The sequence below is a fragment of the Corynebacterium curieae genome, from assembly GCF_027570035.1.
GTDB lineage: Bacteria > Actinomycetota > Actinomycetes > Mycobacteriales > Mycobacteriaceae > Corynebacterium > Corynebacterium curieae.
On sequence record NZ_JAKMUU010000001.1, the window covers coordinates 281893 to 306860 of the forward strand.

The 24968-nt window shown below is 59.9% G+C and carries 26 protein-coding genes; 10 read left to right on the top strand and 16 right to left on the bottom strand.

The features are described from left to right. Window positions 1-12: 12 nt before the first annotated feature. Window positions 13-1701, bottom strand: coding sequence for a phosphoenolpyruvate--protein phosphotransferase (gene ptsP, locus L8V01_RS01330; protein ID WP_269945364.1), 1689 nt, complete (start codon window positions 1699-1701; stop codon window positions 13-15). 197 nt (window positions 1702-1898) lie between these two features. Here ptsP and L8V01_RS01335 point away from each other — a divergent pair, with 197 nt between their 5' ends. The 3 genes from L8V01_RS01335 to L8V01_RS01345 are packed head-to-tail and all read left to right on the top strand — an operon-like array spanning window position 1899 to window position 5309. After that, complete coding sequence (locus L8V01_RS01335) at window positions 1899-2876, top strand: 1-phosphofructokinase family hexose kinase (protein ID WP_269945365.1); 978 nt, start codon at window positions 1899-1901, stop codon at window positions 2874-2876. A gap of 1 nt (window position 2877) precedes the next feature. Next, window positions 2878-4986 carry a PTS fructose transporter subunit IIABC gene (locus tag L8V01_RS01340; protein ID WP_269945366.1) on the top strand — a complete coding sequence of 703 codons (2109 nt, stop codon included), beginning with the start codon at window positions 2878-2880 and terminating at the stop codon, window positions 4984-4986. A gap of 53 nt (window positions 4987-5039) precedes the next feature. Continuing rightward, window positions 5040-5309, top strand: a complete 270-nt coding sequence (locus L8V01_RS01345) for an HPr family phosphocarrier protein (RefSeq protein WP_023021375.1) — start codon at window positions 5040-5042, stop codon at window positions 5307-5309. A 68-nt stretch (window positions 5310-5377) separates the two neighbouring features. On the opposite strand, the gene L8V01_RS01350 is transcribed toward L8V01_RS01345, so the two are convergent. The 3 genes from L8V01_RS01350 to hflX form a co-directional block, all read right to left on the bottom strand. After that, window positions 5378-6367 carry an HNH endonuclease signature motif containing protein gene (locus L8V01_RS01350; RefSeq protein WP_269945367.1) on the bottom strand — a complete coding sequence of 330 codons (990 nt, stop codon included), beginning with the start codon at window positions 6365-6367 and terminating at the stop codon, window positions 5378-5380. Between the two features lie 131 nt (window positions 6368-6498). Then, the gene (locus tag L8V01_RS01355) at window positions 6499-7779 is read right to left on the bottom strand and encodes a uracil-xanthine permease family protein (RefSeq protein ID WP_269945368.1); all 1281 of its coding nucleotides are present in this window, start codon (window positions 7777-7779) and stop codon (window positions 6499-6501) included. Window positions 7780-7810: 31 nt separating this feature from the next. Beyond that, window positions 7811-9304: a GTPase HflX gene (hflX, locus tag L8V01_RS01360; RefSeq protein WP_269945369.1), complete on the bottom strand. Its 1494-nt coding sequence runs from the start codon at window positions 9302-9304 to the stop codon at window positions 7811-7813. A 75-nt stretch (window positions 9305-9379) separates the two neighbouring features. On the opposite strand from hflX, the gene L8V01_RS01365 reads away from it, so the two are divergent. Then, window positions 9380-10177 (top strand): hypothetical protein, encoded by a 798-nt coding sequence (locus L8V01_RS01365; protein WP_269945370.1) that lies wholly within the window; start codon window positions 9380-9382, stop codon window positions 10175-10177. Window positions 10178-10212: 35 nt separating this feature from the next. Then, on the top strand, window positions 10213-10818 hold the full coding sequence (locus tag L8V01_RS01370) for a hypothetical protein (protein WP_269945371.1): 606 nt from the start codon (window positions 10213-10215) through the stop codon (window positions 10816-10818). A 23-nt stretch (window positions 10819-10841) separates the two neighbouring features. Here the strand turns inward: L8V01_RS01370 and dapF are convergent, their stop codons facing one another. From dapF to L8V01_RS01385, 3 genes are read right to left on the bottom strand one after another with little or no spacing between them, the layout of a single operon-like run. Further along, complete coding sequence (gene dapF / locus L8V01_RS01375; protein WP_269945372.1) at window positions 10842-11702, bottom strand: diaminopimelate epimerase; 861 nt, start codon at window positions 11700-11702, stop codon at window positions 10842-10844. 5 nt (window positions 11703-11707) lie between these two features. After that, window positions 11708-12604, bottom strand: a complete 897-nt coding sequence (gene miaA / locus L8V01_RS01380; RefSeq protein ID WP_269945373.1) for a tRNA (adenosine(37)-N6)-dimethylallyltransferase MiaA — start codon at window positions 12602-12604, stop codon at window positions 11708-11710. Then, window positions 12604-13203 carry a hypothetical protein gene (locus tag L8V01_RS01385; protein WP_269945374.1) on the bottom strand — a complete coding sequence of 200 codons (600 nt, stop codon included), beginning with the start codon at window positions 13201-13203 and terminating at the stop codon, window positions 12604-12606. Before L8V01_RS01385 ends, miaA begins: the two co-directional genes overlap by 1 nt. Window positions 13204-13339: 136 nt before the next feature. Here L8V01_RS01385 and L8V01_RS01390 point away from each other — a divergent pair, with 136 nt between their 5' ends. Beyond that, window positions 13340-14644 (top strand): DUF349 domain-containing protein, encoded by a 1305-nt coding sequence (locus L8V01_RS01390; RefSeq protein ID WP_269945375.1) that lies wholly within the window; start codon window positions 13340-13342, stop codon window positions 14642-14644. Beyond that, on the top strand, window positions 14644-15774 hold the full coding sequence (locus tag L8V01_RS01395; protein WP_269945376.1) for a GNAT family acetyltransferase: 1131 nt from the start codon (window positions 14644-14646) through the stop codon (window positions 15772-15774). Before L8V01_RS01390 ends, L8V01_RS01395 begins: the two co-directional genes overlap by 1 nt. Window positions 15775-15811: 37 nt before the next feature. Here the strand turns inward: L8V01_RS01395 and L8V01_RS01400 are convergent, their stop codons facing one another. The 5 genes from L8V01_RS01400 to L8V01_RS01420 all read right to left on the bottom strand — a co-directional run bounded on the left by L8V01_RS01400 (window position 15812) and on the right by L8V01_RS01420 (window position 20257). Then, on the bottom strand, window positions 15812-16438 hold the full coding sequence (locus tag L8V01_RS01400; RefSeq protein WP_269945377.1) for an Rv2732c family membrane protein: 627 nt from the start codon (window positions 16436-16438) through the stop codon (window positions 15812-15814). 22 nt (window positions 16439-16460) lie between these two features. Next, window positions 16461-18023 (bottom strand): tRNA (N6-isopentenyl adenosine(37)-C2)-methylthiotransferase MiaB, encoded by a 1563-nt coding sequence (gene miaB, locus L8V01_RS01405; protein WP_269945378.1) that lies wholly within the window; start codon window positions 18021-18023, stop codon window positions 16461-16463. A 45-nt stretch (window positions 18024-18068) separates the two neighbouring features. Then, entirely contained in the window at window positions 18069-18671 is a 603-nt protein-coding gene (recX, locus tag L8V01_RS01410; RefSeq protein ID WP_269945379.1) for a recombination regulator RecX, read from the bottom strand. Between the two features lie 51 nt (window positions 18672-18722). Then, the gene (recA, locus tag L8V01_RS01415) at window positions 18723-19859 is read right to left on the bottom strand and encodes a recombinase RecA (protein ID WP_269945380.1); all 1137 of its coding nucleotides are present in this window, start codon (window positions 19857-19859) and stop codon (window positions 18723-18725) included. Between the two features lie 182 nt (window positions 19860-20041). Then, window positions 20042-20257, bottom strand: a complete 216-nt coding sequence (locus L8V01_RS01420; protein WP_269945381.1) for a DUF3046 domain-containing protein — start codon at window positions 20255-20257, stop codon at window positions 20042-20044. Window positions 20258-20420: 163 nt separating this feature from the next. On the opposite strand from L8V01_RS01420, the gene L8V01_RS01425 reads away from it, so the two are divergent. From L8V01_RS01425 to L8V01_RS01435, 3 genes are read left to right on the top strand one after another with little or no spacing between them, the layout of a single operon-like run. Continuing rightward, a complete protein-coding gene (locus L8V01_RS01425; protein WP_269945382.1) occupies window positions 20421-20984 on the top strand; it encodes a biotin transporter BioY in 564 nt (187 codons plus the stop codon). Continuing rightward, window positions 20984-21676 carry an energy-coupling factor ABC transporter ATP-binding protein gene (locus L8V01_RS01430; RefSeq protein WP_269945383.1) on the top strand — a complete coding sequence of 231 codons (693 nt, stop codon included), beginning with the start codon at window positions 20984-20986 and terminating at the stop codon, window positions 21674-21676. The genes L8V01_RS01425 and L8V01_RS01430 overlap by 1 nt, the downstream gene beginning before the upstream one ends. Before the next feature lie 11 nt (window positions 21677-21687). After that, window positions 21688-22308 (top strand): energy-coupling factor transporter transmembrane component T family protein, encoded by a 621-nt coding sequence (locus L8V01_RS01435; protein ID WP_269945384.1) that lies wholly within the window; start codon window positions 21688-21690, stop codon window positions 22306-22308. Between the two features lie 79 nt (window positions 22309-22387). Here the strand turns inward: L8V01_RS01435 and L8V01_RS01440 are convergent, their stop codons facing one another. The 4 genes from L8V01_RS01440 to pgsA form a co-directional block, all read right to left on the bottom strand. Continuing rightward, window positions 22388-23248 (bottom strand): PspA/IM30 family protein, encoded by an 861-nt coding sequence (locus L8V01_RS01440; RefSeq protein ID WP_269945385.1) that lies wholly within the window; start codon window positions 23246-23248, stop codon window positions 22388-22390. A gap of 184 nt (window positions 23249-23432) precedes the next feature. Next, entirely contained in the window at window positions 23433-23798 is a 366-nt protein-coding gene (locus L8V01_RS01445; RefSeq protein ID WP_269945889.1) for a helix-turn-helix domain-containing protein, read from the bottom strand. Between the two features lie 26 nt (window positions 23799-23824). Further along, window positions 23825-24322, bottom strand: coding sequence for a CinA family protein (locus tag L8V01_RS01450; protein WP_269945386.1), 498 nt, complete (start codon window positions 24320-24322; stop codon window positions 23825-23827). A gap of 7 nt (window positions 24323-24329) precedes the next feature. After that, window positions 24330-24914, bottom strand: coding sequence for a CDP-diacylglycerol--glycerol-3-phosphate 3-phosphatidyltransferase (gene pgsA / locus L8V01_RS01455; protein ID WP_269945387.1), 585 nt, complete (start codon window positions 24912-24914; stop codon window positions 24330-24332). Window positions 24915-24968 lie beyond the last annotated feature (54 nt).

Consider the following 24968-nt stretch of genomic DNA (forward strand, 5'->3'; position numbering starts at 1 on the left):
CCTACCGCCCAGTTAGGCGAAGGACTCCATGCGCTCCACCACTGCGGTGCGGGCAGCATCTGGGCTCTCGGCGTCCAGCGCTACCTCAGCAAGCTGCTGGCACTGTTCCAGGGAAACTTCTGCCAACTGAGCACCAACGCCTGCCACTGCAGTCGAAGCAGCAGATAGCGAATTTACGCCCAGACCGGTAAGGACGCACGCTAGCATCGGGTCCGCCGCCGCTTCGCCGCATACACCCACCGCGACGTTATTGGCCTGGCCCACGATGCAAGTGTGCTGGATAAGGCGAAGCACCGCCGGCTGCCATGGGTCGGTGAGGTAAGCAAGCTGCGGAGAAAGGCGGTCCGCCGCCATCGTGTACTGGGTAAGGTCATTGGTACCAATGGACACGAAGTCAAGGTGCGGCATAATTTTATCCGCCATGAGCGCCGCGGCCGGCACCTCAATCATGGCACCGGCGGTCAGTCCGCGCTCTCGGCACAGGTTGGCAAACCACTGCGCTTCGGTGGAGGTCGCCACCATTGGAGCCATAACCCAAGTAGAGGCGTTTTCGTCGCGGGCTTCAGCCGCCTGCGCAATCGCGTCAAGCTGGCGGGTTAGCAAAGCCTCGTTATCGCGCGCGATGCGCAATCCGCGCACGCCCAAGGCTGGGTTCTCCTCAGAGGTCAGCGTGGCATAAGAGATTGGCTTATCGGAGCCAGCATCCAAAGTACGCACGACAACCTTGGATTCGGGGAAAGCGTTGAATACCTTGCCATAAATCTTGGCTTGGTCTTCTACGCTTGGCTCCTCGCTAGCAGATAGGAAGGACAACTCCGTGCGGTATAGGCCGATGCCCTCTGCTTGAGACTCGGAAGCGATGCGGGCGGCGTTGCCATCGGCAACGTTGGCAAGCAACTGCACGCGGTGGCCATCCTTGGTTTCAGCAGGTCCACGCCACTGGGCAACGCGTGCTGCGCGTTCGCGGTACTCGGCCACTGCCTTGGTAGAAGCCTCTTCGTCGGCGCCACAGGTCACGGTGCCAACCGCGCCATCTACGAATACCAGCGTGCCGCTTTCAATATCGGTCAACGCAGAGCCGACCGCCACGATGCACGGGATATCCAGCTGGCGGGCGATGATAGCCGTGTGGCTCGTGGGACCGCCCAGCTCGGTAACAAGTGCCTTGATGTGTTTGGTATCCAGCGTCGCGGTATCGGCCGGGGCCAAGTCGTCAGCGAAGAGCACGGCCTCGCCGTCTACCAACGGCAGCCCTGGCTCATCCTCGCCGCGCAGCTCTGCAATGACGCGGTCGCGCACATCCTTCAGGTCGGTGGTGCGCTCGGCCATCACGCCGCCGGCAGCCTCGAACATGGTGACAAACTTATCGGTGGCACCGACAGTAGCGAACTCCGCATTCCTACCGGTGCGGATATTCTTGCGCACAGCCTTGTGCCAGCCACGGTCCTTGACCATGCCGGCCGTTGCGGTGAGAACTTCCGCCGCCTGACCTTCTGCGGCGGCTGCACGCTGCTCTAAGCGGCCAGCTACCGTATCTATGGCCGCAAGAAAGCGGTCATATTCTGATTCACTCGCTTGCTCTGGGTCGATGCTTCCCTCGGTTGGCAGGGCCGGGCGAGGGCGGACCCACACGGCTTCAGCGTAGGCGACTCCAGCAACGACTCCGGTGCCTTTAATTGTGGACTCAGACGCGTTTTCCATGAGCGTACTTCCTTCGAAGATAGCGGTTTATTAACTTCCAGAACACCACAAATCGGATAGAAAAGCAATGTATACCACAGGAATTCTGTTGACTTTCGGACACAATCGGACAAGAATCAACATTAAGGGCGGGCCATGCCCTAAGGTTCTCTCCAACGGCGTTCGGCCCCCAATATACAACCTGCGAAAGGGACGACTTGATTCTCACGCTGACCCCCAATCCCAGTATCGACGCCACCCTTGTTCTCAGCGAGCCTTTGACCTCCGGTGATGTCCACCGCGCTAGCGAAGTCACACAGGTTGCTGGTGGAAAGGGCGTAAACGTCACCCATGCCGTGCACCTGGCCGGCGAGCAATCCTTAGCGCTTTTTCCAGCCCACGACTCCGATTCCTTCCTGAATCTTATCCACTCGGCGGGACTGCCCTCCTCTGCCATTACCATGGATGGTTCCATACGCGTCAATACCACCATCACAGAGCCCGATGGCACCACTACCAAGGTCAATGGCCCAGGCCCCGTGCTTTCCGACGCCGACGCCCAAGCCATCACCTCCACGCTTACCGCCCGCGCACTCGCGGCCGACTGGGTTGTGCTGGCAGGTTCCCTGCCACGCGGCGTGGATACTGATTGGTACTGTGACCTCATTTCCGCCGTCCGCGCGGCCGCACCACAGGCCCGCATCGCTGTAGACACCTCCGATGCACCAATGCAGGCCATCGGTGAAAACCTCGAGTCTGCGGCACCTGATCTGATTAAGCCCAACGGTCTAGAACTCGGCCAGCTCACCGGTACCGACGGCCGCGAACTGGAAGAGCAGGCCGCGCGCGGCGATTATTCGGGGGTGGTTCGCGCGGCACGGGACGTCGTCAAGCAAGGCATCGCAGAAGTGCTTGTCACTCTCGGCGGCGCCGGCGCTGTGCTGGTTACCGCTGATGGTGCTTGGGCCGCCACTCCCCCTCCAGCCACGGTGAAATCCACCGTAGGTGCCGGAGACGCCGCACTCGCCGGATACCTTCTTGGTCGCACCGCTGGTAATTCACCGGCCGATAGTCTTGCGCGATCCGTAGCCTATGGAACCGCGGCTGCCTCTAAGCAGGGCACACAATTTCCCCACCCAGAAGAAATCGATATCGCTAATACATCCGCTCACTCGCTAGCCTCAGGAGCGCCCTAACATGGCTTCCGAACTCATCACTACCGATCTTGTCGCGCTTGACGCCGACTTTGGCGACAGCGTCGACTCCGTCATTACCAACCTAGCCACGCTAGTGCATGACACCGGCCGAGCCACCGACATCGCCGGATTAGCCCAGCCCGCTATCGACCGCGAGGCTAAAGCCGGCACCGGCGTGCCCGGCGGCGTTGCCATCCCGCACTGCCGCTCCGAAGCCGTGACAGAACCCACCCTCGCGTTCGCCCGCTTAAGCCGCGGTGTAGATTTCTCCGGCCCTGACGGCGACGCCCAGTTGGTCTTCCTCATCGCCGCTCCGGCCGGTGGCGGCAAGGCCCACCTGAAAATTTTGTCCAAGTTGGCCCGCGCCCTTGTGCGCAAGGACTTCCTCGAGGCACTTCGCAACGCACCCACCAAGGAAGAAATCGTCCGTCTCGTACTGGACGTAGTCAACGCAGAAAAGCCAAAGAAGAAGCCGGTCTCTGAATCGACAGGAACCGCCGCTGGCGCCGCCGGGGCTGGGGCCGGCGCTGCAGCAGCCAACGGCGCTTCCTCGGCCGCAGCTCCAGCTAGCACCGAATCTTCGGCCGATGTCACCCGCATCGTGGCCATTACTGCCTGCCCCACCGGCATCGCACACACCTATATGGCCGCCGACGCACTGACCCAAACCGCGGCCGAGCGTGACGACGTCGCGCTGACCGTAGAGACCCAAGGCTCGTCAAATAATGAGTCTGTCTCTCAAGCCACCATCGACGCGGCCGATGCAGTTATTTTCGCCACGGACGTCGGCGTGCGCGATCGCGAGCGCTTCGCTGGCAAGCCGGTTATCGAGTCTGGCGTCAAACGCGCCATCAATGAACCCGGCACGATGCTCGACGAGGCGATCGCAGCCGCGCACAACCCCCACGCGCACAAGGTCTCCGGCACTGCTACCCGCGCCAATGCGGAAGAAGAAGGCAAGTCTCTTGGTTGGGGCAAGCGCATCCAGCAAGCCATTATGACCGGCGTGTCTTATATGGTCCCGTTCGTTGCGGCCGGTGGTCTGCTACTCGCCCTCGGCTTCCTTTTCGGTGGTGCCGATATGGCAAATGGGTGGCAGGCACTATCGACGGACTTTTCGCTCGGCAACCTCCCCGGCCATGACGTGACCGTTGACGGCGAACTCATGCACTTCGAGCGCTCCGGGTTCTTGCTCTATCTCGGCGCTGTTCTCTTCGCCGTCGGCCAAGCGGCTATGGGCTTTATTGTCGCCGCGCTGTCGGGCTATATCGCCTACGCTCTCGCCGGCCGTCCGGGCATCGCCCCAGGCTTCGCGGGCGGCGCGATCGCAGTCACTTTGGGCGCTGGGTTCATCGGTGGCCTGGTAACCGGTCTTCTGGCGGGCTTTATCGCCATGTGGATTGGCAATTGGAAGGTGCCACGCTGGCTGGGCTCGCTCATGCCGGTCGTCATCATCCCGCTGCTTACCTCGCTAATCGTCGGCCTTGCAATGTACCTGCTGCTGGGTGCACCGTTGGCAGCCATCATGGACGGCCTGCAAAATTGGCTATCGTCTATGTCCGGCTCCTCGGCCGTGCTCCTTGGCATCATCCTCGGCTTGATGATGTGCTTCGACCTGGGCGGCCCAGTCAATAAGGCCGCCTACCTCTTCGCAACGGCCGGGCTTTCCACCGGTGACGAATCCTCCATGCAGATCATGGCCGCCGTCATGGCTTCCGGCATGGTTGCACCGATTGCACTGTCGCTAGCCACGTTCATCCGCAAGTCGCTGTTTACCCCTGCCGAGCAGGAAAACGGCAAGTCTGCTTGGCTGCTGGGCTTGTCCTTCGTTTCCGAGGGTGCTATCCCGTTCGCAGCGGCCGACCCGTTCCGCGTCATCCCTTCGATGATGGCCGGCGGCGCGGTAACTGGCGCGATTTCGATGGCCCTGTCGGTCGGTTCCCGTGCTCCGCACGGTGGCGTGTTCGTCTTCTTCGCCATCGACCCGTTCTGGGGCTACCTCGTTGCCATTGCGGCCGGCGTGGTGGTCTCGACCGCAGCGGTCCTGGCGATGAAGCAGTTCTGGCCCAATAAGGCCGTCGAAGAAGCCGCCCAGAACGTGGCGGCATAACCCAAACACTCGTACACTGGATTGTAAAAATCCCCGTAAGAAAGGATAATTCCATGGCTTCCAAGACTGTAAAGGTTGGCTCCTCCGTAGGCCTGCACGCACGTCCCGCATCCATTATCGCGGACGCTGCTGGCGAGTTCGATGAGGATATCTTCCTTAACCTCGTCGGTGACGATGATGAGGATGAGACCGACGCTGCCTCTTCCCTGATGATCATGGCTCTTGGTGCAGAACAGGGCGATGAGGTGACCGTTACCTCTGATAACGAAGAAGCAGTGGAAAAGATTGCTGCTCTCATCGAGAAGGACTTGGATGCTTCCTAAGCTCTAAAACGGTTAGACTTTAGGCTCCCCACCCGTGCGGTGGGGAGCTTTTCGCTTTCCGACGCCACCTATCCCCACGGTGGCACCCATGTCACCTGCCCGCGCACCCGGGCAAGTCGGCCTCGGCTAGGCGGAGCATTAGGGTCATCGTCGTTAACGCCGTTGTGGTAAGGACAGCACGTCATGAGGTTCGCAGCGTTAGTTTCGCCGCCGTGCTTCCAGGCTCTTAGATGGTGAATTTGGCATTTATCGGCGGGAAAGTTGCAGCCATCCCAGGGGCAGACAGGATTGACCGCAGCCGCCATCAGCCGCTGTTTGTCATTGGCCAGCCGCGAGGTTCGGTAAAGGTTTACCGGCCCCTCGTGCGGGTGTACGAGGGTGACATAGCCGTGGTCGCTTAGTGTGCGTGCCACCAGCTCCGCGCCTGTCATTCGAGCGCCGTTGGTGAGCTGGAGGGTGATTTCCTCGCCGCCACCGTCGACTATGCAGTCGAGCTCGTCAAGGGTGAGAACCACCTGTGTCGTCACCGTTGTGCGCGACGCATCCGCCTTGCCGAAAAAGAGGTCTTTGGCAGATTCCAACGGTTTATTGGCATCTAATGCGGCATGCATATCCGCCACATCGGCCGAGTCCCCGGTAATGGTCAACGACCACGGGCCGCCGGAACGACGGGTAATGCGCACGCCCTTTTCTGGTGCGCGGCGCGGGCGCAGTTCGCGTACCAACGCCCGAGCTCGCTTTTCCAGTGCCGTGGCGCTACCGCGAAAGGCACACAGTTCGGAGCGCAGGGTCCAGGCGTCGCGCTGCGTCGGCAAGCGCAGGGCATATTTTTCAATGAGCAGCAGCACGTCGAGGGAATGCGTTGTTTGCCGCGCCGCCCGTTGTTTGGCAGAAAAGCCGCACCGGCCAAAGTAGGTATCGCACAAACGCAGCAGGTCGCGCGCGGCTATATCGGAGGCTCCACGCGCGATGAGCTGGCGATCACTAAGGCCTTGAGCGGCGGCGACGATGTCCATGCCGGCGCTCACAGCGTTTAAGTATGCGTCCAATGCGGTCATGCCGCTGAGTTAAACAGCGCCCGCAAGCCTGCGCGAGCCACGCACCGGCGCGGTGTGGATAACCCGCGTTGGCTCGTCAACAACAATGCCCACCGCGGCCGCGCGACGGGCAGTTATCCACAGCTAGGAAGTTAGTACTTGGCGCTATGGCCCTCGCCGACGGAATCGTACAGCTTCTTCATACTCGGATAAGCCACGATGATGCCCACCGAACCCCAAGCAATGCCCTCGAGGGAGACCCCGCCAACAGTTAAGGTCAGGTTGCCAATGCCGGCAATGAGTGCCACTGCGGCCGCAGTCAGGTTGACCGGATTATTGAAATTGACCTTATTGTCCATCCAGATGCGCACGCCCAGCATGCCGATGAGTCCGTAAAGCACGATGCAGGCGCCACCGAGAACGCCGGTCGGGATAGTAAAAATCAGTGCTCCAAACTTCGGCACGAAAGCCAAAAGGATGGCGGTAAAGGCTGCTACCCAGTACGCGGCCGTGGAATAAACGCGGGTGGCAGCCATCACGCCAATGTTTTCGGCGTAGGTCGTAGTACCAGAGCCACCGAAACCACCGGCAAGGGTGGACGCGAGACCATCGGCAATCAGCGCGTCACCGGCCAAGTCATCCAAGTCGCGCTTGGTCATTTCAGAAACGGCCTTGACGTGACCGACGTTTTCCGCGATGAGCACCACCAGCACAGGAAGCGCCACGGCGATGGCGGAAATGTTGAAGGAAGGCGCGTGGAATTCCGGCAAGCCTACCCACGGAGCGGCATCGATGGCCGCGACGGCGTCATCGCCTAGGTTGCCGGTAAGCGCAGCAAAGACCCAGCCAGCGACCACACCGAGCAGGATAGATAGGCGCGAGACCATGCCGCGCCCGGCGACGGTAGCAAGCAGGATGACGAGCAGTGTCACCGCCGCCACGAGCGGCTGGGAGGCAAAGTTTTCGGCCGCATTCGGTGCCAGGTTCAGGCCGATGAGCGCTACAATCGCCCCAGTCACGGCCGGCGGCATGACGGCATCAAGCACGCGACGGCCGGCGATCTTTACGGCCACACCCACCGCGGCCAAGACGAGGCCAGTAACCAGAATGGAGCCTGCCTGCGCGGCGATACCGTACTGCTGCGAAGCCGAGAGCGGCGCGATAAACGCAAAGGAAGAGCCGAGGTAAGACGGCAACCGGTTGCGGGTGATAAGCAGGAACAAAATGGTTCCGAGGCCGGAAAAGAGCAGCGTCGTATTGACGGGGAATCCGGTCAGGGTAGGAACCAACAGCGTGGCACCGAACATGGCTACCACGTGCTGCATGCCGATGCCGATGGTACGACCCCAACTAAGTCGTTCTTCCGGCGCTACGACCGCGCCCGGTGCAATCCTTTTACCGTCTCCGTGGACAGTCCAACCTTTTAAGCTCACGAGCCTTAATTATGGATCACCCGAGCCGGTTTTAAGAAACTTCCTCCACGATGAATTCGGCGAGCTCGCGGGCGGTGGGTCCGGGAAGGCGGACGTCGACAAGCGTGCCATCGGCCGTATATTCCTCGTGGCGCACCGTGCCCTCGGCATGTACGCGTGCCACAATATCGCCGCGTGTGAAGGGAACCTGCAGTTTTACGTGGCTATCGCGGGAGTTGAGGAAAAGCTCTACGCGCGCGGTCAGCTCATCGATTCCCTCACCCGTGCGCGCGGATACGTAGACAACATCCTCGTGGTCGAGAACGTGGCGCAACTCAGCAAGTACCAGCGGATCGGCTTGGTCGATCTTATTGATCACAATAATTTCGGGCGGTGCTTGCTCGCCGGTTGCTGAGACGATGTCATATATTACCTGGTTTACCGCCTCGATCTGCTTGAGCGGGAATGGGTCAGAGCCGTCGACCACGTGCAACATAATATCGGCGGCCAACACCTCCTCGAGGGTGGATTTGAAGGCCTCGACGAGCTGTGTGGGCAGGTGGCGGACAAAGCCGACAGTATCGGTAAAGACGACTTGGCGGCCGTCGGCAAGCGTGGCACGACGGGTGGTGGGATCCAAGGTGGCAAAAAGCGCGTCCTCTACCAGCACGCCGGCGCCGGTCATGGCATTAATGAGCGAGGACTTTCCGGCGTTGGTATAACCGGCAATCGCAATCTGGGCGATGGTCGAGCGCTGCCGCTTGGAGCGTTTGACCTCGCGCGCGGTCTTCATTGCGCGCAGTTCTTTGCGCAGGCGGGCCATCTCCGTACGGATGCGACGCCGGTCGGTCTCAATCTTGGTCTCACCAGGACCACGCAGGCCCACGCCGCCGTTGGAGCCGGCACGGCCGCCAGCCTGACGCGAAAGGTTGCCGCCCCAACCGCGGGTATGGGTATAGAGGTATTCCAGCTGCGCCAAGGACACTTGGGCCTTGCCTTCTTTGGACTTGGCGTGCTGAGCGAAGATGTCAAGGATGAGCATCGTGCGGTCAATGACCTTGGTATTGAGAGCACGCTCGAGTGCGGTGAGCTGACCGGGGTTGAGCTCGCCATCGCAAACCACGGTATCGGCGCCGGTGGCCTCAACGATGTCGCGCAGTTCCTGAACCTTGCCGGAACCAATAAAGGTACCGGAGTCAGGTTTATCGCGCTTTTGGTAGATCATCTCTACGACTTCGGCACCGGCGGTTTCGGTCAGCGCCGCCAGCTCGTCCATGGTGGCTTCCACCTCGGCCACGGTGCCCTCAGTCCACACGCCAACCAAAATGACGCGCTCAAGGCGCAGCTTGCGGTACTCCACCTCATAGCCGTCGGTGGTGTCCTCGGCCCGGATGGTGGTCTCACGGGTGACGCGGCGGAAAGCATTGCGTTCGGCTAGGTCAAGGTCACCGGTTGTGGGCGTCGCCTCTGGTGCGGTTGGGGCGTCGTTATCGCGGAAGGCGCGGGCGAGGAGATCGTCGTTATTATGCTGGGAAAATTCGGTCATACTACCCTTCATTTTGGCACGTTGCGGCCGAAAGCGGGAATTGCGGATTCTGGGCTGGGCCTACAAGGCGATACAATGGCGGGCATGAACGTTAAGGACACTGGGGTGAAGCAGAATACCGAGATGCAGGCTATTGGCCTCAATTTCGAGCGCTGGCAGGATGCCGTCGAGGCCGCTATCGCCAGCGACCGCTTGGCCGTAACCGGTGAGGTACGCGGCGGCCAGCTGATTCAGTTCACCGATCCATCGGGCGCGCAGCTCAATATCCTTGCTGTGGAGCCTTTTGCCACCTTCATTGGGTTCAATGCCGTTACCCAGGGGTTTGCCCACGTGGAAATGGTCAACGATGTCCTCGCACTGCTGGAAATTATCGATCCCTTTGGCACCACCATTGCCCAGGCCACTGCAAACTTGGCGCAGGGGCCTTTGCTTGCCGACGAACCCTTGCAGCAATGGCAACAGATTTCCCTGACCGCCATGGGTCTTGATGTGCGCACCTACGAGTCTGCCGATGCCTATGAGGCGGCCGAGGGCGAGTTCCCAGCGCTCTTCGAGTCCGCGGGGGCAAAGGTGATTTCCTCCGGCTCCGGTGCGGAAGTGCCCACCCCGGCTGCAACCTTTGCGGCGCGCGTCATGGAATCTGAGTGGCGTACCAATGAGCTCACCGGCGAGAAATTCGCCCACCTCGTCATGGATGGCCTCTTCCCCTTCGACCTATGCCTGCCAGCGGGGGGCGGCGAGCTGCCCGCGAAGGACTCTGTTGTGGCCGGCACCGCCATGCTTACGGCCTCCATTGAACTGCCCTCCGGTGGGTGCGGCGATGGCGCAGGCTGTGGTTGCGGCTCCGGTGGCTGTGGCTGCGGCGGGCACTAAGGACAACCCGAAGGACGAGTGGAATAGCTGTGTGGATGCCCTTCCCTGAAAATGCGAGAAACCGCCGCGTGCTGGTTCTCGTGCTGATCCTATTGGGATCAGTGGCGGTTGTGACGACCCTAAAAATCCCCGGGGTTTTCATCGCGGCACTGCTTATTGCCGCAGCGCTACTCATGCTCCATACTCGGCCGGACGCCTCGGAGCAGGCGGCACTGCGCAGCTCTATTCGGCTCTCGGCCGAAGACATCGAAGACGTCATGGCGGACTACGAGGAGTTCCAATCCTCCGAGGCGGCGGAAAAAATTGCGGACCGCACGCTCTACCGGCCGGCGCTATTAGATTTGGATTGTTCCGATCCCACAATCGAGGCCTTCCATTACGAGATTTCCGGCGCACGGCGCTTCCTTCGCCGACTCAACCTGCGCGTTAACGCGGAAGAAATCAGCACCAATGAGCTGGAATCGCTGCTCAAGGTTACCGATGAGCGCGCTCGCGAGCTCAAAGAAACGTGGTTGTCCGCCCGCCGTGCTGCCTTCACGCTTGGGCCGAAGTACGAAAAGAATGAAGTGAAAAATCGTGCGCTGCGCCGCCAAGCCCTCGAAGAGCAAGCATTCGAGGAAGGCGAAGGACGCAGCGCCTAAGCACTAACCACGCAGGCTGCGGTCTAGAGCGCGGTCTCGCCGGTGGCGACGATGGCGGACGGGCCGGTCAAACGCGAGCCGCCCTCATAGATTTCCACGGTGACTTCACCGCCGGGCACCTGCACGTGCACGGTGCCGTGGGGGGTAGTGGTGTGGTCAACGGCGGCGTCGGCAAGCGCGGCGGTTGCGGCCGCCACGGTGCCGGTGCCGCAAGAGCGCGTCTCTCCCACCCCGCGTTCGAAGACGCGCATGTGTACGTGACCATCGCGCAGTGGGGTTACCAGCTCAACGTTCACGCCAGCTGGGAAGAAATCCGCATCGATGACCGGCTGCTCCAAGGTCTTGGCCGCAAGGCTGTCTGCGTCCAGCCCGGGCACCACGACCGCAAGGTGCGGGTTGCCCATGTCGACGCCTAGGCCGGCGTAACTCTCACCGGCCATAGACGCAGTGGATACGCCAGTTACTTCGGCCGGACCCATCTCCACGGTGACCTCGGCCGCATGCTCATCACACGAATGCACCGTAACTTGCTTGGCGCCAGCGCGGGTGCCGATGGTGAACTCGTCCTCCTCTACAAGGCCGTGTGAGCGCAGCCAATGGGCGAAGACGCGAGTGCCATTGCCGCACATCTCCGCCACGGAGCCATCGGCATTGCGATAATCCATGAACCAGTCATCGGGCGCGATGCCCTCGGCCAGGGCCTCGATCTCCCCGGCCGCCAGCAAGGCGTCTGCGCGCACGACGCGCAGCAACCCATCGCCGCCGATACCGGCGCGGCGATCGCACAGCGCCGCTACGCGCTCGGGTGCAAGCGGCGTGGCTGCCGCGTGGTCCTCGACGATGACGAAATCGTTCTCAGTTCCGTGGCCCTTGGCAAATTTCATGCCCCCTACCCTAGCGCGCGCATCGCCTGGGCGGTCGTATCGCCCGCAGCATCCAACCACTTAATGCGCTTATCGCGTCTAAACCAGGAGCGTTGGCGGCGCACGTAGCGCCGGGTGCCCGTGATGGTGCGCTCGACGGCCTCGTCCCAGCTTAGTTCGCCGCGTTGGGCCTGGAATACCTGTGCATAGCCGATGGCGCGGCCGGCGGTGGAATCGGCCACCAAGCCTTGGGATTGGAGGCGCTCGACTTCCTCGATGAGCCCGCGCTCAAACATCTCGCGCGTGCGCAGCTCAATGCGCGGATTAAGCCAGTCTGCAGTGGTGCGAAGGCCGAGCAGACGGGTGCCCCACCGCGGCGGAGCATCTTTCGGCGGCTGGCTGGCCTTATAGGGCTTGCCGGTTAATTCAATGACCTCAAGTGCGCGGACCGTGCGGCGCGGATCCTTATCCTCAATGATGGCGGCCGCGGCCGGGTCCACCTGCGCCAGCTCCTCGTGCAGGGCATCAGTGCCGATTTCTACGCGCCGAGCCTCATACTTGGCGCGCACTGTGGGGTCGGTGGGCGGGAACTGCCAGTCGTCGACAAGCGCTTGGGCATAGAGCATGGAGCCACCGACCAAAATAGGTGTCTTGCCGCGGGCCATAATCTTCTCGACGTCCCCGATGGCATCGCGTTGGTAGCGCGCCACGGAGGCGGTGTCGGTCACATCCCAAACATCGAGCTGGTGGTGCGGGATTCCCTTGCGCTCGGCCGGGGTCAGCTTGGCGGTGCCAATATCCATGCCGCGGTAGAGCTGCATGGAATCGACGTTGACCACCTCGCCGTCTAGTTCATGCGCAAGTGCGAGCCCCAGTGCGGATTTGCCGGAAGCGGTAGGGCCAAAGACTGCAATTGGGCGCATTAGACCTCCCAGCCTGCAACGTAGCGGCCGACGCCCAAGGTAGCGTCGGTGGCGAACAACTGCTTCTTCTTAGGATCTAGGCTCGCCAATTCCTCCCACAGCGCGGGCTCTATCACGCCGCGCTGGGAGAGCCACTCGCCTGCCTTGCTTGCCGACGCCCCCATGAGCACCTCTTCGCACCACTCGTGCGCCTCCTGGGCTTCCGGAACGAGCGCCAAGGGGGCGCGCTCGGTCAGGCCCGCGCTGCCATCTGCCACGACGACGGTTAGCGCTTCTGGGTCAGGTTGGCCGATGCGCTCCCGGCTAGCCCGTGTGCGCAACTGCGGCACGCTGTGTAGTACGTACCGGGCCATTATCTCGGGCAGAAAATTACCGCCGCCAAGATCTGTAGCCGCACCCCACGCCTTTAAGCTGCCGGTGTGCGCGGTGTACCAGCGATTATCTTGGCTGCCGACAATATCGACGGCCGTTATGCCTGCCGCCGCAGCCTCCACCGCGAGGGTGCGGGCAGCGGCAAGCAGCGCGCGGGAGGCAGCGTCATGAGCAGATAGCTCCACGGCCAGCGCCGGTGAGGCTGGCATTACCATGAGATTGAACATTATTCCTCCATACTATCTACCCAAGTGGAGGTAATTAAATAGAATCTGGGCGCGCACGGGATATTCGCGGTAATGTATCCAGTGATTTTATCCGGCAGCCGTGACGCGCGGCGATCTATGCATAGGAGGGCTTGTCATGTCTCCCATCCCTACCCCAGGTTCCATGCCCAAGAAGGGCCCTCGCCCCACCGCAAAGCCTGTTCCAGTTCAGGCCCCACGCAAGAATGACCCGGCCAAGTGGGGACGAGTCGACGCGGATGGTTCCGTCTTCGTTTCTGCTCCGGAGGGCGAACGCAAGATCGGTGAGTGGCAGGCCGGCACCCCCGAGGAGGGCCTCCAGCACTACGGCGCGCGCTACGATGATCTCTCCACCGAAATTGAACTGCTCGAGGCTCGCCTGCGCGCCAACCCTAGCGAGGCCGCCGGCATTAAAAAGACCGCGGCGCAGTTGCGCGAGACCCTGCCCACCGCTGCCGTAATCGGCGATATCGCAGCCTTGGACCAACGCCTTAGCGCCGTCATCGATCACTCGGTAGAAGCCGGCGAGCAAGCCCAAGCCGATAAGGAGCGCCGCCGCGCGGAAGCCATCGCCGCCAAGGAAAAGCTGGCTGCTGAGGCAGAAGAGATTGCCGAAAACTCTACCGAATGGAAAGCCGCCGGTGACCGTATCCGCGCCATCTTAGAAGAGTGGAAGCAGATCAAGGGCATTGACCGCAAGACCGATGATGCCCTGTGGAAGCGCTACTCCCGCGCCCGCGATTCCTTCAACCGCCGCCGCGGTTCCCACTTTGCCGAGCTAGACCGCGCCCGTGCGGCCGCTCGCAAGAAGAAGGAAGAACTGGTCGAGCGCGCCGAGGCCATCCAAGATTCTACCGATTGGGGCCCTACCGCCCGTGCCTACCGCGATCTGATGACCGAGTGGAAGGCCGCCGGCCGTGCCCCGCGCGAGGTTGACGATAAACTCTGGGCCCGCTTCCGCGCCGCTCAAGACAGGTTCTTTGATGCACGCAACGCCGTTAATGATGAGCGTGACCGCGAGTTTGCGGAGAATGCGAAGGCCAAGGACGCGCTTATCGCCGAATATGACAACCAGATTGATCCCTCCAAGGGCATCGAGGGAGCTAAGGCCAAGCTGCGCGAGTTGCAGGAAAAGTGGGAGGAGATTGGCTTCGTTCCACGTAAGCAAGTGCGCGAATACGAATCCAAGATTGAGGCGCTAGAGCAGCGCGTTAGTGAGGCGGAAGAGTCCGAATGGCGCCGCACTGACCCAGAAGCACAGGCACGCGTAGCGCAGTTCCAGGCCAAGGTGGATGAGTTTAAATCCCAAGCTGAGGCCGCTGAGGCTAAAGGCAATGCCAAAAAGGCCGCGGATCTGCGCGCGCAGGCCGAGCAGTGGCAGGCTTTTGCCGACGCCGCCGCTAACGCCGTCAATGACAAGTAGTGCACCTCGTCCACATTGCGCGGCCTCCGCGGCCGCCGCACTCAGCTACCGTTGACGCTCGGCCGACAGAACCCGCAGATTGCATCCGCAGCTTCGTATTCTGGGCCAACCTTGCTGCCCAAGAAGCCAGCGGCGATGCTGCAGCGTCAACCTCGCCGGGCCGTGTGGTGCAGCGCCTGCAAGGTTCTAGCGAATCCCAGACCTATCTCTTTGCCGTAGTGGAGGGAAACTCCACCCTTGGGGAAGTTTCCGAGCTTGGGCTGCCACTCATTCCGGCAGTAGAGCCGAGCCCGGAACTGGATTACCTGGGATTCATCCACATCAGCTTGCCTCTCTTGGAAGAACGCGACGCCGCAGAAATTGAATGCGTGCTGTGCGATTTGCCTCTCCCCGGAGAACAGCTCGATGAAAAGGGGCGGAAAATAGCCGAGTGGATGGCGACAAAGGCACTGGAGCTCGCTCGGCAGCTCGGCCGTACTGTAGCCCACGTGGGTCTTTTGCATCCTCCAGGCACGAACCCAGACTATGACGCCATGGGAAGCATCTACCGCGAGCTCGGCTTCACGCAAAAGCATGCGGAGCACCAGTTGGTGATGGACATACCGGAAAGCCCCGTGGCAGCACTGCTCCCAGCGGGAATTACCGCTCGAGTGTGGCCCGATTATGATATCCCGGAACAATACATCGACGAGGTCATGCGGCTGCTTAGCCTAGCGTCCAAGGACGCTGAGACCGGGGACCTTACGGTGGAGCCCATCGTGTGGACACGAACCCGGCTCCGCGAAGCCCACAGCCGCCTGCGTGCGCGCCGCGGCCACACGCTCCTCGTCGCGCTCACAGCCGATGAGGGGAATATCCTCACACTGACAGAATTGGCTCGGCACGAAGACGCAAATCCTGCGGTATGCGAGTGGACTCTCACTGTCACCGATCGCCCACATCGCCGCCGCGGACTCGCGCAATTGGCCAAGCTCACAGCGCTGCATGAAGTTGCCCGCTATTGGCCTCAGGCGCGACGCTGCTACTGTTCCGTGGCTGCTAAGGATGAGGCGATGAACGCCATCTACCGCAGCCTGGGTGCCCGAGAACTCTCCCGTTCTTCCGCGTGGGAGTTATTCCTTAGAAACTAGTCGTTTAAAGCGCGCCGAATTTTAATGGATGGGGCACCTACTCGCCGTGCTGGGCGCGATGGCGCTCAGCGGCCTGTTTGCGGCGATTGTCCGCAAAAGCCGCCTGCTGAGGTGCGGTGTCGATACTGGATTGTAATTCGCCCACCTCATCCAGTTGACCAGCAGTGGCGCGTACCTGCGCCTCGGCCGCCTTTTGCTCGGGGCTGCGGCGCAGCGCCACCATGCAATAGGCCAGAAACGCCAGCAATGTGGCCAACGCTCCTATCCACATGCCTATAGACGCCCCATCAGCAGTCGAGCCGCGGAACCAAAAGCCCCACAGGTTGGCAAAGAAAGACACCGTTACGAGCATCCAAGCAATAAGTCCCGGAGTAGCTCGGCGGGTGAACAGCGTCGCCGGAGTAAGAATGCCCAGACCAATGAGTGCAAGCCAGGCGGACACAGTTTCCATAATCGAAATTTTCACACCACTAGACGTGGTGCCGAAGGTCAACGCATCCCAGCCGTGGGATGCGCCAGCGTAAGGCAAAACCAGGTAGAGGATATAGGCCACCACCGCAATCCACAACGTGACCCTGTGCCCGCCAAGGTCCATCGTCTGGGCCGCGCGGCGCTCGGCTTTAGCTGCGTTCTGTGCTGCGGTGGTGGATTTTGCCTCAGTCATGGCTCCCTAGCCTACTCCCCCACTAGCAACCGCAAGAATCGCCAGATTCCGCGGCAGCGGGCTTACCAATGGACGGTAGTCCCAAGCCCACACCGATGGGCGCGGTGGTAGGGGTCTCCCCTGCAGCGGACATGTCGCCGGCCTTGGTGCGCGTGTGGGAGGTAACGGCGGCGTCGGCAAGCAAGAAGAAGGAGCCCGCACCGGTGACCTGAGCATGGACCACATCGCCCGGGCGAATCTCGGCAGAAATATCCGAGCCTTCAGAGTCAACCGGGGTGAAGTGCACCAGGCGGCCATCGCGCGCACGGCCGGTCATGCGGTGGGTCTCATCGTTCTTGCGCCCGCCCCCGGCCTGCACCAAAAGCTCCACATCCGTGCCGATAAGCTTTTGATTTTCCTCGGCCTGGATGCTGTCTTGCAGGGCAACGAGGCGCTCGAAGCGGTCCTGGACAACCTCCTTGGGGATCTGGTCCTCCATCTCCGCAGCTGGGGTTCCCGGGCGCGGCGAATACTGGAAGGTAAACGCCGAGGCAAAGCGAGCGCGGCGCACCAATTCCATAGTGTCTTGGAAGTCTTCCTCGGTCTCGCCTGGGAAACCCACGATGATATCGGTGGTGATCGCGGCGTGCGGAATCTTCTCACGAACCTCGTCTAAAATCCGCAGGAACTTCTTGGTGCGATAAGAACGGCGCATATCCTTGAGGACCTTGTCCGAGCCAGATTGCAGCGGCATGTGCAACTGCGGGCACACGGACGGGGTTTCCGCCATGGCATCGATGACGTCGGAAGTAAATTCCGCCGGGTGCGGAGAGGTAAACCGCAGACGCTCAAGACCCTCGATCTTGCCTACCTCACGCAGTAGCTTGGAAAAGGCGAAGCGATCTCGTGGCAGATCTGGATCGGCGAAATTGACGCCATAAGCATTTACGTTTTGGCCGAGCAAGGTGACTTCGGATACGCCTTGGTCCACCAAGGCCTTGACTTCGGCCAAAATGTCACCGGGCCGACGGTCTTCTTCCTTGCCGCGCAAGGACGGCACAATGCAGAAAGTGCAAGTGTTATTGCAGCCCACAGAAACTGAAACCCAGCCGGCATAGGCAGACTCACGCTTGGCCGGCAATACGGATGGAAACGCCTCGAGCGAATCAACGATCTCCACCTGGGCTTCATCATTGTGGCGGGCGCGCTCCAGCAAGGTCGGAAGGGCCGCCATGTTGTGGGTGCCAAAGACGGCATCAACCCACGGCGCATTGTCAAGGACGGTGTCCTTATCCTTCTGCGCCAAGCAGCCGCCCACGGCGATCTGCATACCTGGGTGGTTTTCTTTGGTTTTCTTGAGGGCGCCTAAGGTCCCGTAGAGCCGCTTATCGGCGTTTTCGCGCACGGCGCAGGTATTAAAGACGATGAGATCGGGCTCTACGCCCTCGCCGGCGGCCGAGTATCCGGCTTCCTCCAAGAGGCCAGAGATACGCTCGGAATCGTGCACGTTCATCTGGCAGCCGAAGGTTCGGACTTCATAGGTACGGTTATCTGCGATTGTCTGCTCCACGTCGGCATAGTTTAGCCATGAAGCTAGGCATCTCATAACCGCCGCAGCGTCGCCACAACGGCGCAATCGCGCGCGGCAGCGCTATTCCTCCGCACGCAATTCTGCGCACCGAGCATCGAGCGCTGAGATCGCTATCTGCAATGACATCCCTTCATTGAAGCCACGGCGGGCAAGCACACCCACGATTCGCCGAAGGGCCTTATCGCGCTCCTTGCGGTCCGAAGGAACGGCCTTAATGGAGCGGGCTTTCTTTTCCGCAAGAGTCTGTGCCATGGCTTCTTCATCGGCAGGGTCGATCTGCTCGAGGGCCTCCGCGCGATCGGCCTCGCCTACGCCCTTTTCGCGCAGTTCTCTATTAAGCGCCGAAGCAGACTTTCCTCGGCGCTTATGGCGCTGGCGTACCCATTCATGAGCAAAAGCGGCGTCATTCACTAGCCCAGCGTTGGTTAAATCATCCAGTACATCTTCAATGACATCCGGTTCGAATTCTGCTTTGAGCAGGCGATCATACAGCTCTTGCCGGGACCTTGACCGTTGGTCTAAAAGTCCCAACGCTCGGGAGCGGACTTTGGCCTTGGCTTCTTCTGCTTCTCGGTCAAAAAGCCCGCCCCCAGCCGCGCCACTCTCATAGGCCTCGAGGGCTTGACGGAGTCGGGCGAGCTTTTCGGGGGCGGGCTGATTCATGAGGCAGTCTTAATTGGAATGTGGGCAGTGTCGGTATGGCGCTAAACGAATTTAGTCATCATCGAAGTCGACGTTTGGAACAAGGTCTACGGACTCATCGGTCAAGGGATCATCAGAGCCGGGAACGTCCATTGCTGCGGCTTCTTCGCCTTCGGCGGCTGCCTCGCCGATACCGAGCTTCTGGAAAATCTTCTGCTCGATTTCATTGGCCAGATCCGGGTTATCCTTCAAGAAGTTTCGTGCCTTCTCCTTACCTTGACCCAGTTGATCACCTTCATAGGTAAACCAGGAGCCGGACTTACGGATGAAGCCGTTTTCCACGCCGAGGTCAATAATGGAGGACTCGCGGGAGATGCCTTCGCCGTACATAATGTCGAACTCGGCAATCTTAAATGGTGGGGAGACCTTGTTCTTTACCACCTTGAGCTTAGTGCGATTACCGATGGCATCCTGGCCATCCTTCAGGGTTTGGATACGGCGGATATCGCAGCGTACGGAAGAATAGAACTTCAGCGCCTTACCACCAGTGGTGGTCTCTGGAGAGCCGAACATCACGCCGATCTTCTCGCGTAGCTGGTTAATGAAGATTGCGGTCGTGCCGGAGTTATACAGAGCGCCGGTCATTTTACGCAGCGCCTGCGACATAAGGCGAGCCTGGAGACCAACGTGACTATCGCCCATCTCGCCTTCGATTTCCGCCTTCGGGGTAAGGGCCGCCACGGAGTCCACCACGATAATGTCAATGGCACCCGAGCGCACCAGCATATCGGCGATCTCCAAGGCTTGCTCACCCGTATCTGGCTGGGATACCAGTAGGTTATCGGTATCTACGCCGAGCAGGCGAGCATACTGAGGATCGAGCGCATGCTCGGCGTCAATAAACGCGGCGATGCCGCCGTCCTTTTGTGCAGATGCGATAGCATGCAGCGCGACGGTGGTCTTACCAGAAGACTCCGGTCCATAAATCTCTACGATGCGACCGCGCGGGAAGCCGCCGATACCCAGGGCGACATCGATTGCGGTATTACCAGAAGAAATGGCCTTAATCGGCGGCCGATTATCATCGCCCAAGCGCATGACAGCGCCCTTGCCATAATCCTTCTCAATCATGGCCATGGCGGCATCAAGCGCCTTTTGGCGGTCATCTCCCTTAGACACGGCAGAAGAAGACTTCTTTTTGGTTGCCATTAATATTCATCCTTATCTTAAACGACGATGTACTAACGCATAATTAGACTGTCGCGGAACCCAATCGGTTCCCTCCGTCAACGCCATCCCACTGTAGACGACTGCATCGACACTTCCGTCATACTACATACATCTGTTCGAATTTCGAAAGTAGACACGCCAGCTTTTCGGCACTCCCTCCCCTACAAACTTGGGTAATCTACACCCAACCTGCGCTCTTGAGGGATATCAAAGTCATCACACAGGCTCAGCCAAACGCGACGGGGATCGACGCCGCGTTCGATAAGTTCATCCGGCGTTGCCCCGAGGTCAGGCAAGACATGCGAGTGGCTTATCCACTTGCCTTTAGACTCGCCAAATTCATCCACAATCAGCTGGTGATACTCGGTCAATCGCATGCGCGCCATCCTACTCAGCGTTTGGGTTGAGGTGCCAGCACGCCAACAGATGACGGCGAACCAACCTTGCATAGCTGTACAACCGAGCTTCCTGGAGCGTGCATGAACGCCGTTCAAAAACCGGGATTTCCTGCATTTTTCTCGCAGTGCTAACCTCTTGAACATGAAAAAGAACTCTCTGGCAACCACCATCGCCTACGTTGCCGTCTTTACCGCCCTCGTCATCGTGCTCGCCTTTGTATCCATACCAGTGGGTTCTGCTGGCGTTCCGATCGTGCTACAAAACGCCGCGCTCATCCTCGCAGGTTTGATTTTGGGTAGCAAGCGCGGCGGATACGTAGGACTGCTTTTCTTGTTCCTTGGTCTTGCGCTACCTGTGCTGGCCGGTGGCGGCACCACGTTGCGCGCACTGGCAGGTCCTACCGCCGGATACATCATTGGCTACGTTCTTTCACCAGCCGTAGCCGGTGCAATCGCCTACCGCTCCCCTAAGAACAAAGGCGGCATGGCCGTCGTACTTGCCATCGCTGCAATCGTGGGCCTTGCCGTCCAGTACATCTGCGGCGCCTTTGGCCTGATGATCCGCTCCGGCTTGGATATTGGACCGGCCTTCGCGGCGCAACTTCCTTTCATTCCCGTCGATGCCGGCAAGCTTGTGGTAGCCGTCATTATCGCCCTCGGCGTGCATGCGGCCTTCCCTGATCTGATGGGACGGAAGGCCTCCTAGTGCCGACCATTGATTTTTCCTCGGTCACCGTGGCTTTTGATGGCACCGTGGTCCTCGAGGACATCAACCTCACCCTCACTGAACAGCGCATTGGCATTATCGGCCAAAACGGTGGTGGCAAGTCCACCTTGACTAGGCTCATTAATGGATTGGGTGAGCCCAGTGAGGGCACGGTGACGATGGACCAGATGGACGTCGCCAAGCAGGGCAAAAAGGTGCGCGAAAAGGTAGGTTTTGTGTTTTCTGATGCCGAAAACCAAATTGTCATGCCAAATGTGCGCGATGATGTGGCCTTTTCGCTACGCCGCTTTAAGCTACCTAAGCACGAGCGCACCGCCCGAGTAGATGCCACCCTCGAACGATTTGGGCTCGCCGAGTTTGGTGAACGCTCGCCACACACGCTGTCCGGCGGACAAAAGCAGCTCCTTGCCCTGGCAGCCGTCATGGTCATCGACCCGATTCTCATCATCGCTGATGAGCCCACTACCCTATTGGACCTGCGTAACCGCGATCGGATCAAAAGAGAATTCGCACGACTGGAACAGCAACTGATTGTGGTCACGCACGATCTAGACTTTCTGCGCGATTTTGAGCGGGTCATTTGCATCGATGACCATCGCATCGCCGCGGATGGCCGGCCGGCGGAGGTCATAGAGTTCTATCAAGACCTCATGGCCCGGCGGCCGCTGTAGGGAGAATAGCTTTGCAACGACGCACGAATCTCCCGCTCTCCGTCTATGTAGACGGCACTAGCTTTGTTCACCGAATCAAGCCCAGTTGGAAGATCGCATTCCTATTAATCTTTATCCTGGTCACCAGCATCTTTTTCAAGTCCATTCCGTGGGCAGCAGGCGGTGTCATCTTCGTTGTCATCCTCTATGCCTGTGCCCGGATCCCACCGCACATTGCCTGGAGCCAGATCTGGCCGCCACTCCTCTTCCTAGTCCCCCTGGCCGGCTTCCAATGGTGGGCTAAAGATTTCGACTATGCGGCGGTGATGTTCCTCAATGTCTTCGCTGCCATGATGGCCGCGTTCCTGCTCACGCTGACCTCCACGGTAGATGAAATCATGGAGTCTTTGGAAGAGTCGCTGCAGCCGCTGGCGCGTCTGGGCGTGCCTGTTGACAACATCAGCTTGGCTATGTCACTGACTATTCGGCTCATCCCGCTGATGTTTGAAACCGTTTATGAGGTGCTTGATGCCCGCAAAGCGCGCGGGGCTGGCATGTCCCCACTGGCTTTTGGCGCCCCGGTGATCATTCGCTCCATCCGGCGTGCCCGCGCGATGGGTGAGGCTCTGCATGCCCGCGGCGTTGGCGACTAACGGCAAAAATTATCGCCTCCCTTGAACCACCAGATGATGGTCAAGGGAGGCGATAAGTACTTAAAAGGCAGTCGGAATCTTACTCGCCCCGTAGCTCCCGCAAGCGGGCCTGCACGGCATCGTCGTTGGCAGTGCCGGGCTGGGCAGCGTTGTCGGCAGCAGAGCCTGATGCCTTATTGCCCTCAATAGCCTGAGCCTTATTGCCTTCCACGGACTTGGAGGAATTCATTTCGCTGCGAATCTGCTCTAAGCGGGAGTGGCCGGCCATCTGAATACCGGCTTGTTGTACCTCAACCATGCGGTTTTCCACGGAGTTCTCGGCAAGCTCAGCCTGGCCCAGCGCCTTGGAGTAACGACGCTCAATCTTATCGCGTACGGCATCCAGGGACGGCGTATTGCCATTAGCGGTCAGCTCGTTCATGGAGTTCAAAGACTCGGAAACCTTTTCCTGCATCTTTGCCTGCTCCAGCTGGGAAAGCAGCTTAGAGCGCTCATTGACCTTTTCACGCAGCGCGGCATTATTGCGCTGAACCGCATTCTTGGCTTTCTCTGCCTGCTGCAGTGCTTGGTCGTGCAGCTTCTTGGTATCTTCCACGGATTCTTCTGCGGTAACCAGCTGGGCCGCAAAAGCCTCGGCCGCGTTTTCATACTCGACGGCCTTATTTTCATCACCCTTGGCACGGGCCTGGTCAGCCAATTCCAGGGCCTGGCGAGCATTGCCTTGCAGCTTTTCTACCTCTGCCAGGCGGCGGTTGAGCTGCATTTCCAGCTGACGCTGGTTACCAATCACGGCGGCCGCCTGCTGCGACAGCTCCTGGTGCTGGCGCTGAGCGTCCTCAATAGCCTGCTCGATCTGCACCTTTGGATCGGCGTTTTCCTCGATTTTGTTATCGAAGAGCGCCATCAGGTACTTCCAGCCCTTAACAAATGGGTTCGCCATGGTGTGCTTCAACCTTCCTAGGTTAAAAATATGTGCGTATTGTTCTGCTGTTTATACTAGCGAAGCGCTGTTTCCACCGCTTGCACTCCCCGCAGTCGCGGACGCTTGCCGACGTCCCCATAACGTACACAGCCGACCTTTCTCGCAAGAGAAAAGGCCGGCTGTCGACATAGGCCGCTGTAACTTAAAGCTCTGATGCGGCAGGAGCCGTATGGGCAAGCTCCTCATCCATGGATGGCAGAGCCATGTAGCCGGCGGCTTCAATCAGCACGTCAGACACCGAGCAATCCAGCGCGTGGCACACAGACGCAAGAAGCTCAGACGAGACTTCCTTGCGGCCGCGTTCGAGCTCCGAAAGGTAGCCCGGCGAAACGCGGGCCACTCCGGCCAATTCGCGCAGGGTCACTCCTTTGTCCGCGCGGAAGGCGCGCAGCGTCAACCCAAGAGCTTCACGCAAAAGCGGCTCGGGGGTACGAGCAGTGGTGGGCGTCGCTGCTGCCGCGGCGGCGCCGGTTACCGAGTGTTCGAGGACTGCAGTAGAAGTGTTCATCACTATGGTCAACGCGCCTCGTCTTGTTATTGTTCCCGCAGTACCGGATTTTCTTCCAAAGTTGAGCCCAGTAGCCGCAAGGCGGCTACGACCGTAGCTTCCCTGATTTCGTTTCGCTCTTTGCCCAACCCGGATAGCAACTGCGAAAAAGCAACCCCGTTGGGGGAATAGATTCCGATATAAACGGTGCCCGCCGGCTTGCCTTCTTGCCGGTCTGGCCCTGCTACTCCTGTAAGGCCTATCCCCCAGTCCGCATCAGTTTCTGCCACTGCGGCACGCGCCATTGCAAGGGCGGTCTCCCCAGAAACAACACCGGCAGCTTCGATATCGGCCACAGGTTGGCGCAAAAAGTGCGACTTCACCTCGGTGGCATACGTTATGAGACCACCGCGCAACACAGCCGATGCTCCAGGGACAGATGCCACAGTGGCGCTGGCCAACCCAGCAGTGAGTGACTCACAGAATGACAATGTCTCCCCGCGCTGGGTGAGCTCGGATACAAGGCTGGTTGCTGTAGTACTCATGGTCTAGCTAGCTATTCTGCTTTTTGCCATCGATGAGGTACTGCACACCGGTAACCACCGTGACCACTGCTGCCAGGAGCATGACTAAGAAAGTGGGGATATTCATCCAGTCTGGCAGCGGCCACAGGTACAGCCCTACAGCCACAGATTGCAAAACGGTCTTCAACTTGCCGCCCTTAGAAGCAGGCACTACCTTTCCGCGGCGCAGCAAAACCATGCGCCAGATTGTAATGCCAAATTCGCGGATGAGAATCACTACGGTAATCCACACCGGCAGCACCCCAATGATATTGAGGCATACCAGTGCGGTGGTCATAAGCGCTTTATCCGCAATAGGATCGGCGATTTTGCCGAAGTTAGTGATAAGGCCGCGAGCGCGAGCAATGTCACCGTCGAGCTTATCCGTCAGCATTAAGGCCGCAAATAAGCCAAAGGCCCACCATTCGTGGTCTGCAATGACCAGCCATGCAAATACCGGAATGAAAAGAATGCGCAGGCTGGTGAGAATATTTGGCAGGTTCCAATTGGACACCTGCGGATTCACATCCGAGGATTGCGCTGACTGTGTTCCGGGTTGATTCACGTTATACATACTACCTGTTAGCGCTAAGGGCCTGCGCTTGGATGCCTCGGCAATTTAAAATGC

Bases quoted from the DNA above. Each gene is read 5' to 3' on its own strand.
- recX (WP_269945379.1), bottom strand. From the start codon at position 18,671: ATGAATCAGCCCGCCCCCGAAAAGCTCGCCCGACTCCGTCAAGCCCTC.
- ptsP (WP_269945364.1), bottom strand. From the start codon at position 1,701: ATGGAAAACGCGTCTGAGTCCACAATTAAAGGCACCGGAGTCGTTGCT.
- miaA (WP_269945373.1), bottom strand. From the start codon at position 12,604: ATGCGCCCAATTGCAGTCTTTGGCCCTACCGCTTCCGGCAAATCCGCA.
- L8V01_RS01440 (WP_269945385.1), bottom strand. From the start codon at position 23,248: ATGGCGAACCCATTTGTTAAGGGCTGGAAGTACCTGATGGCGCTCTTC.
- L8V01_RS01340 (WP_269945366.1), top strand. From the start codon at position 2,878: ATGGCTTCCGAACTCATCACTACCGATCTTGTCGCGCTTGACGCCGAC.
- L8V01_RS01450 (WP_269945386.1), bottom strand. From the start codon at position 24,322: ATGAGTACTACAGCAACCAGCCTTGTATCCGAGCTCACCCAGCGCGGG.
- L8V01_RS01385 (WP_269945374.1), bottom strand. From the start codon at position 13,203: ATGTTCAATCTCATGGTAATGCCAGCCTCACCGGCGCTGGCCGTGGAG.
- L8V01_RS01445 (WP_269945889.1), bottom strand. From the start codon at position 23,798: ATGAACACTTCTACTGCAGTCCTCGAACACTCGGTAACCGGCGCCGCC.
- L8V01_RS01365 (WP_269945370.1), top strand. From the start codon at position 9,380: ATGGCGGGCATGAACGTTAAGGACACTGGGGTGAAGCAGAATACCGAG.
- dapF (WP_269945372.1), bottom strand. From the start codon at position 11,702: ATGAAATTTGCCAAGGGCCACGGAACTGAGAACGATTTCGTCATCGTC.
- hflX (WP_269945369.1), bottom strand. From the start codon at position 9,304: ATGACCGAATTTTCCCAGCATAATAACGACGATCTCCTCGCCCGCGCC.
- pgsA (WP_269945387.1), bottom strand. From the start codon at position 24,914: ATGTATAACGTGAATCAACCCGGAACACAGTCAGCGCAATCCTCGGAT.
- L8V01_RS01420 (WP_269945381.1), bottom strand. From the start codon at position 20,257: ATGCGATTGACCGAGTATCACCAGCTGATTGTGGATGAATTTGGCGAG.
- L8V01_RS01350 (WP_269945367.1), bottom strand. From the start codon at position 6,367: ATGACCGCATTGGACGCATACTTAAACGCTGTGAGCGCCGGCATGGAC.
- L8V01_RS01370 (WP_269945371.1), top strand. From the start codon at position 10,213: ATGCCCTTCCCTGAAAATGCGAGAAACCGCCGCGTGCTGGTTCTCGTG.
- L8V01_RS01390 (WP_269945375.1), top strand. From the start codon at position 13,340: ATGTCTCCCATCCCTACCCCAGGTTCCATGCCCAAGAAGGGCCCTCGC.
- miaB (WP_269945378.1), bottom strand. From the start codon at position 18,023: ATGAGATGCCTAGCTTCATGGCTAAACTATGCCGACGTGGAGCAGACA.
- L8V01_RS01425 (WP_269945382.1), top strand. From the start codon at position 20,421: ATGAAAAAGAACTCTCTGGCAACCACCATCGCCTACGTTGCCGTCTTT.
- L8V01_RS01400 (WP_269945377.1), bottom strand. From the start codon at position 16,438: ATGACTGAGGCAAAATCCACCACCGCAGCACAGAACGCAGCTAAAGCC.
- L8V01_RS01345 (WP_023021375.1), top strand. From the start codon at position 5,040: ATGGCTTCCAAGACTGTAAAGGTTGGCTCCTCCGTAGGCCTGCACGCA.
- recA (WP_269945380.1), bottom strand. From the start codon at position 19,859: ATGGCAACCAAAAAGAAGTCTTCTTCTGCCGTGTCTAAGGGAGATGAC.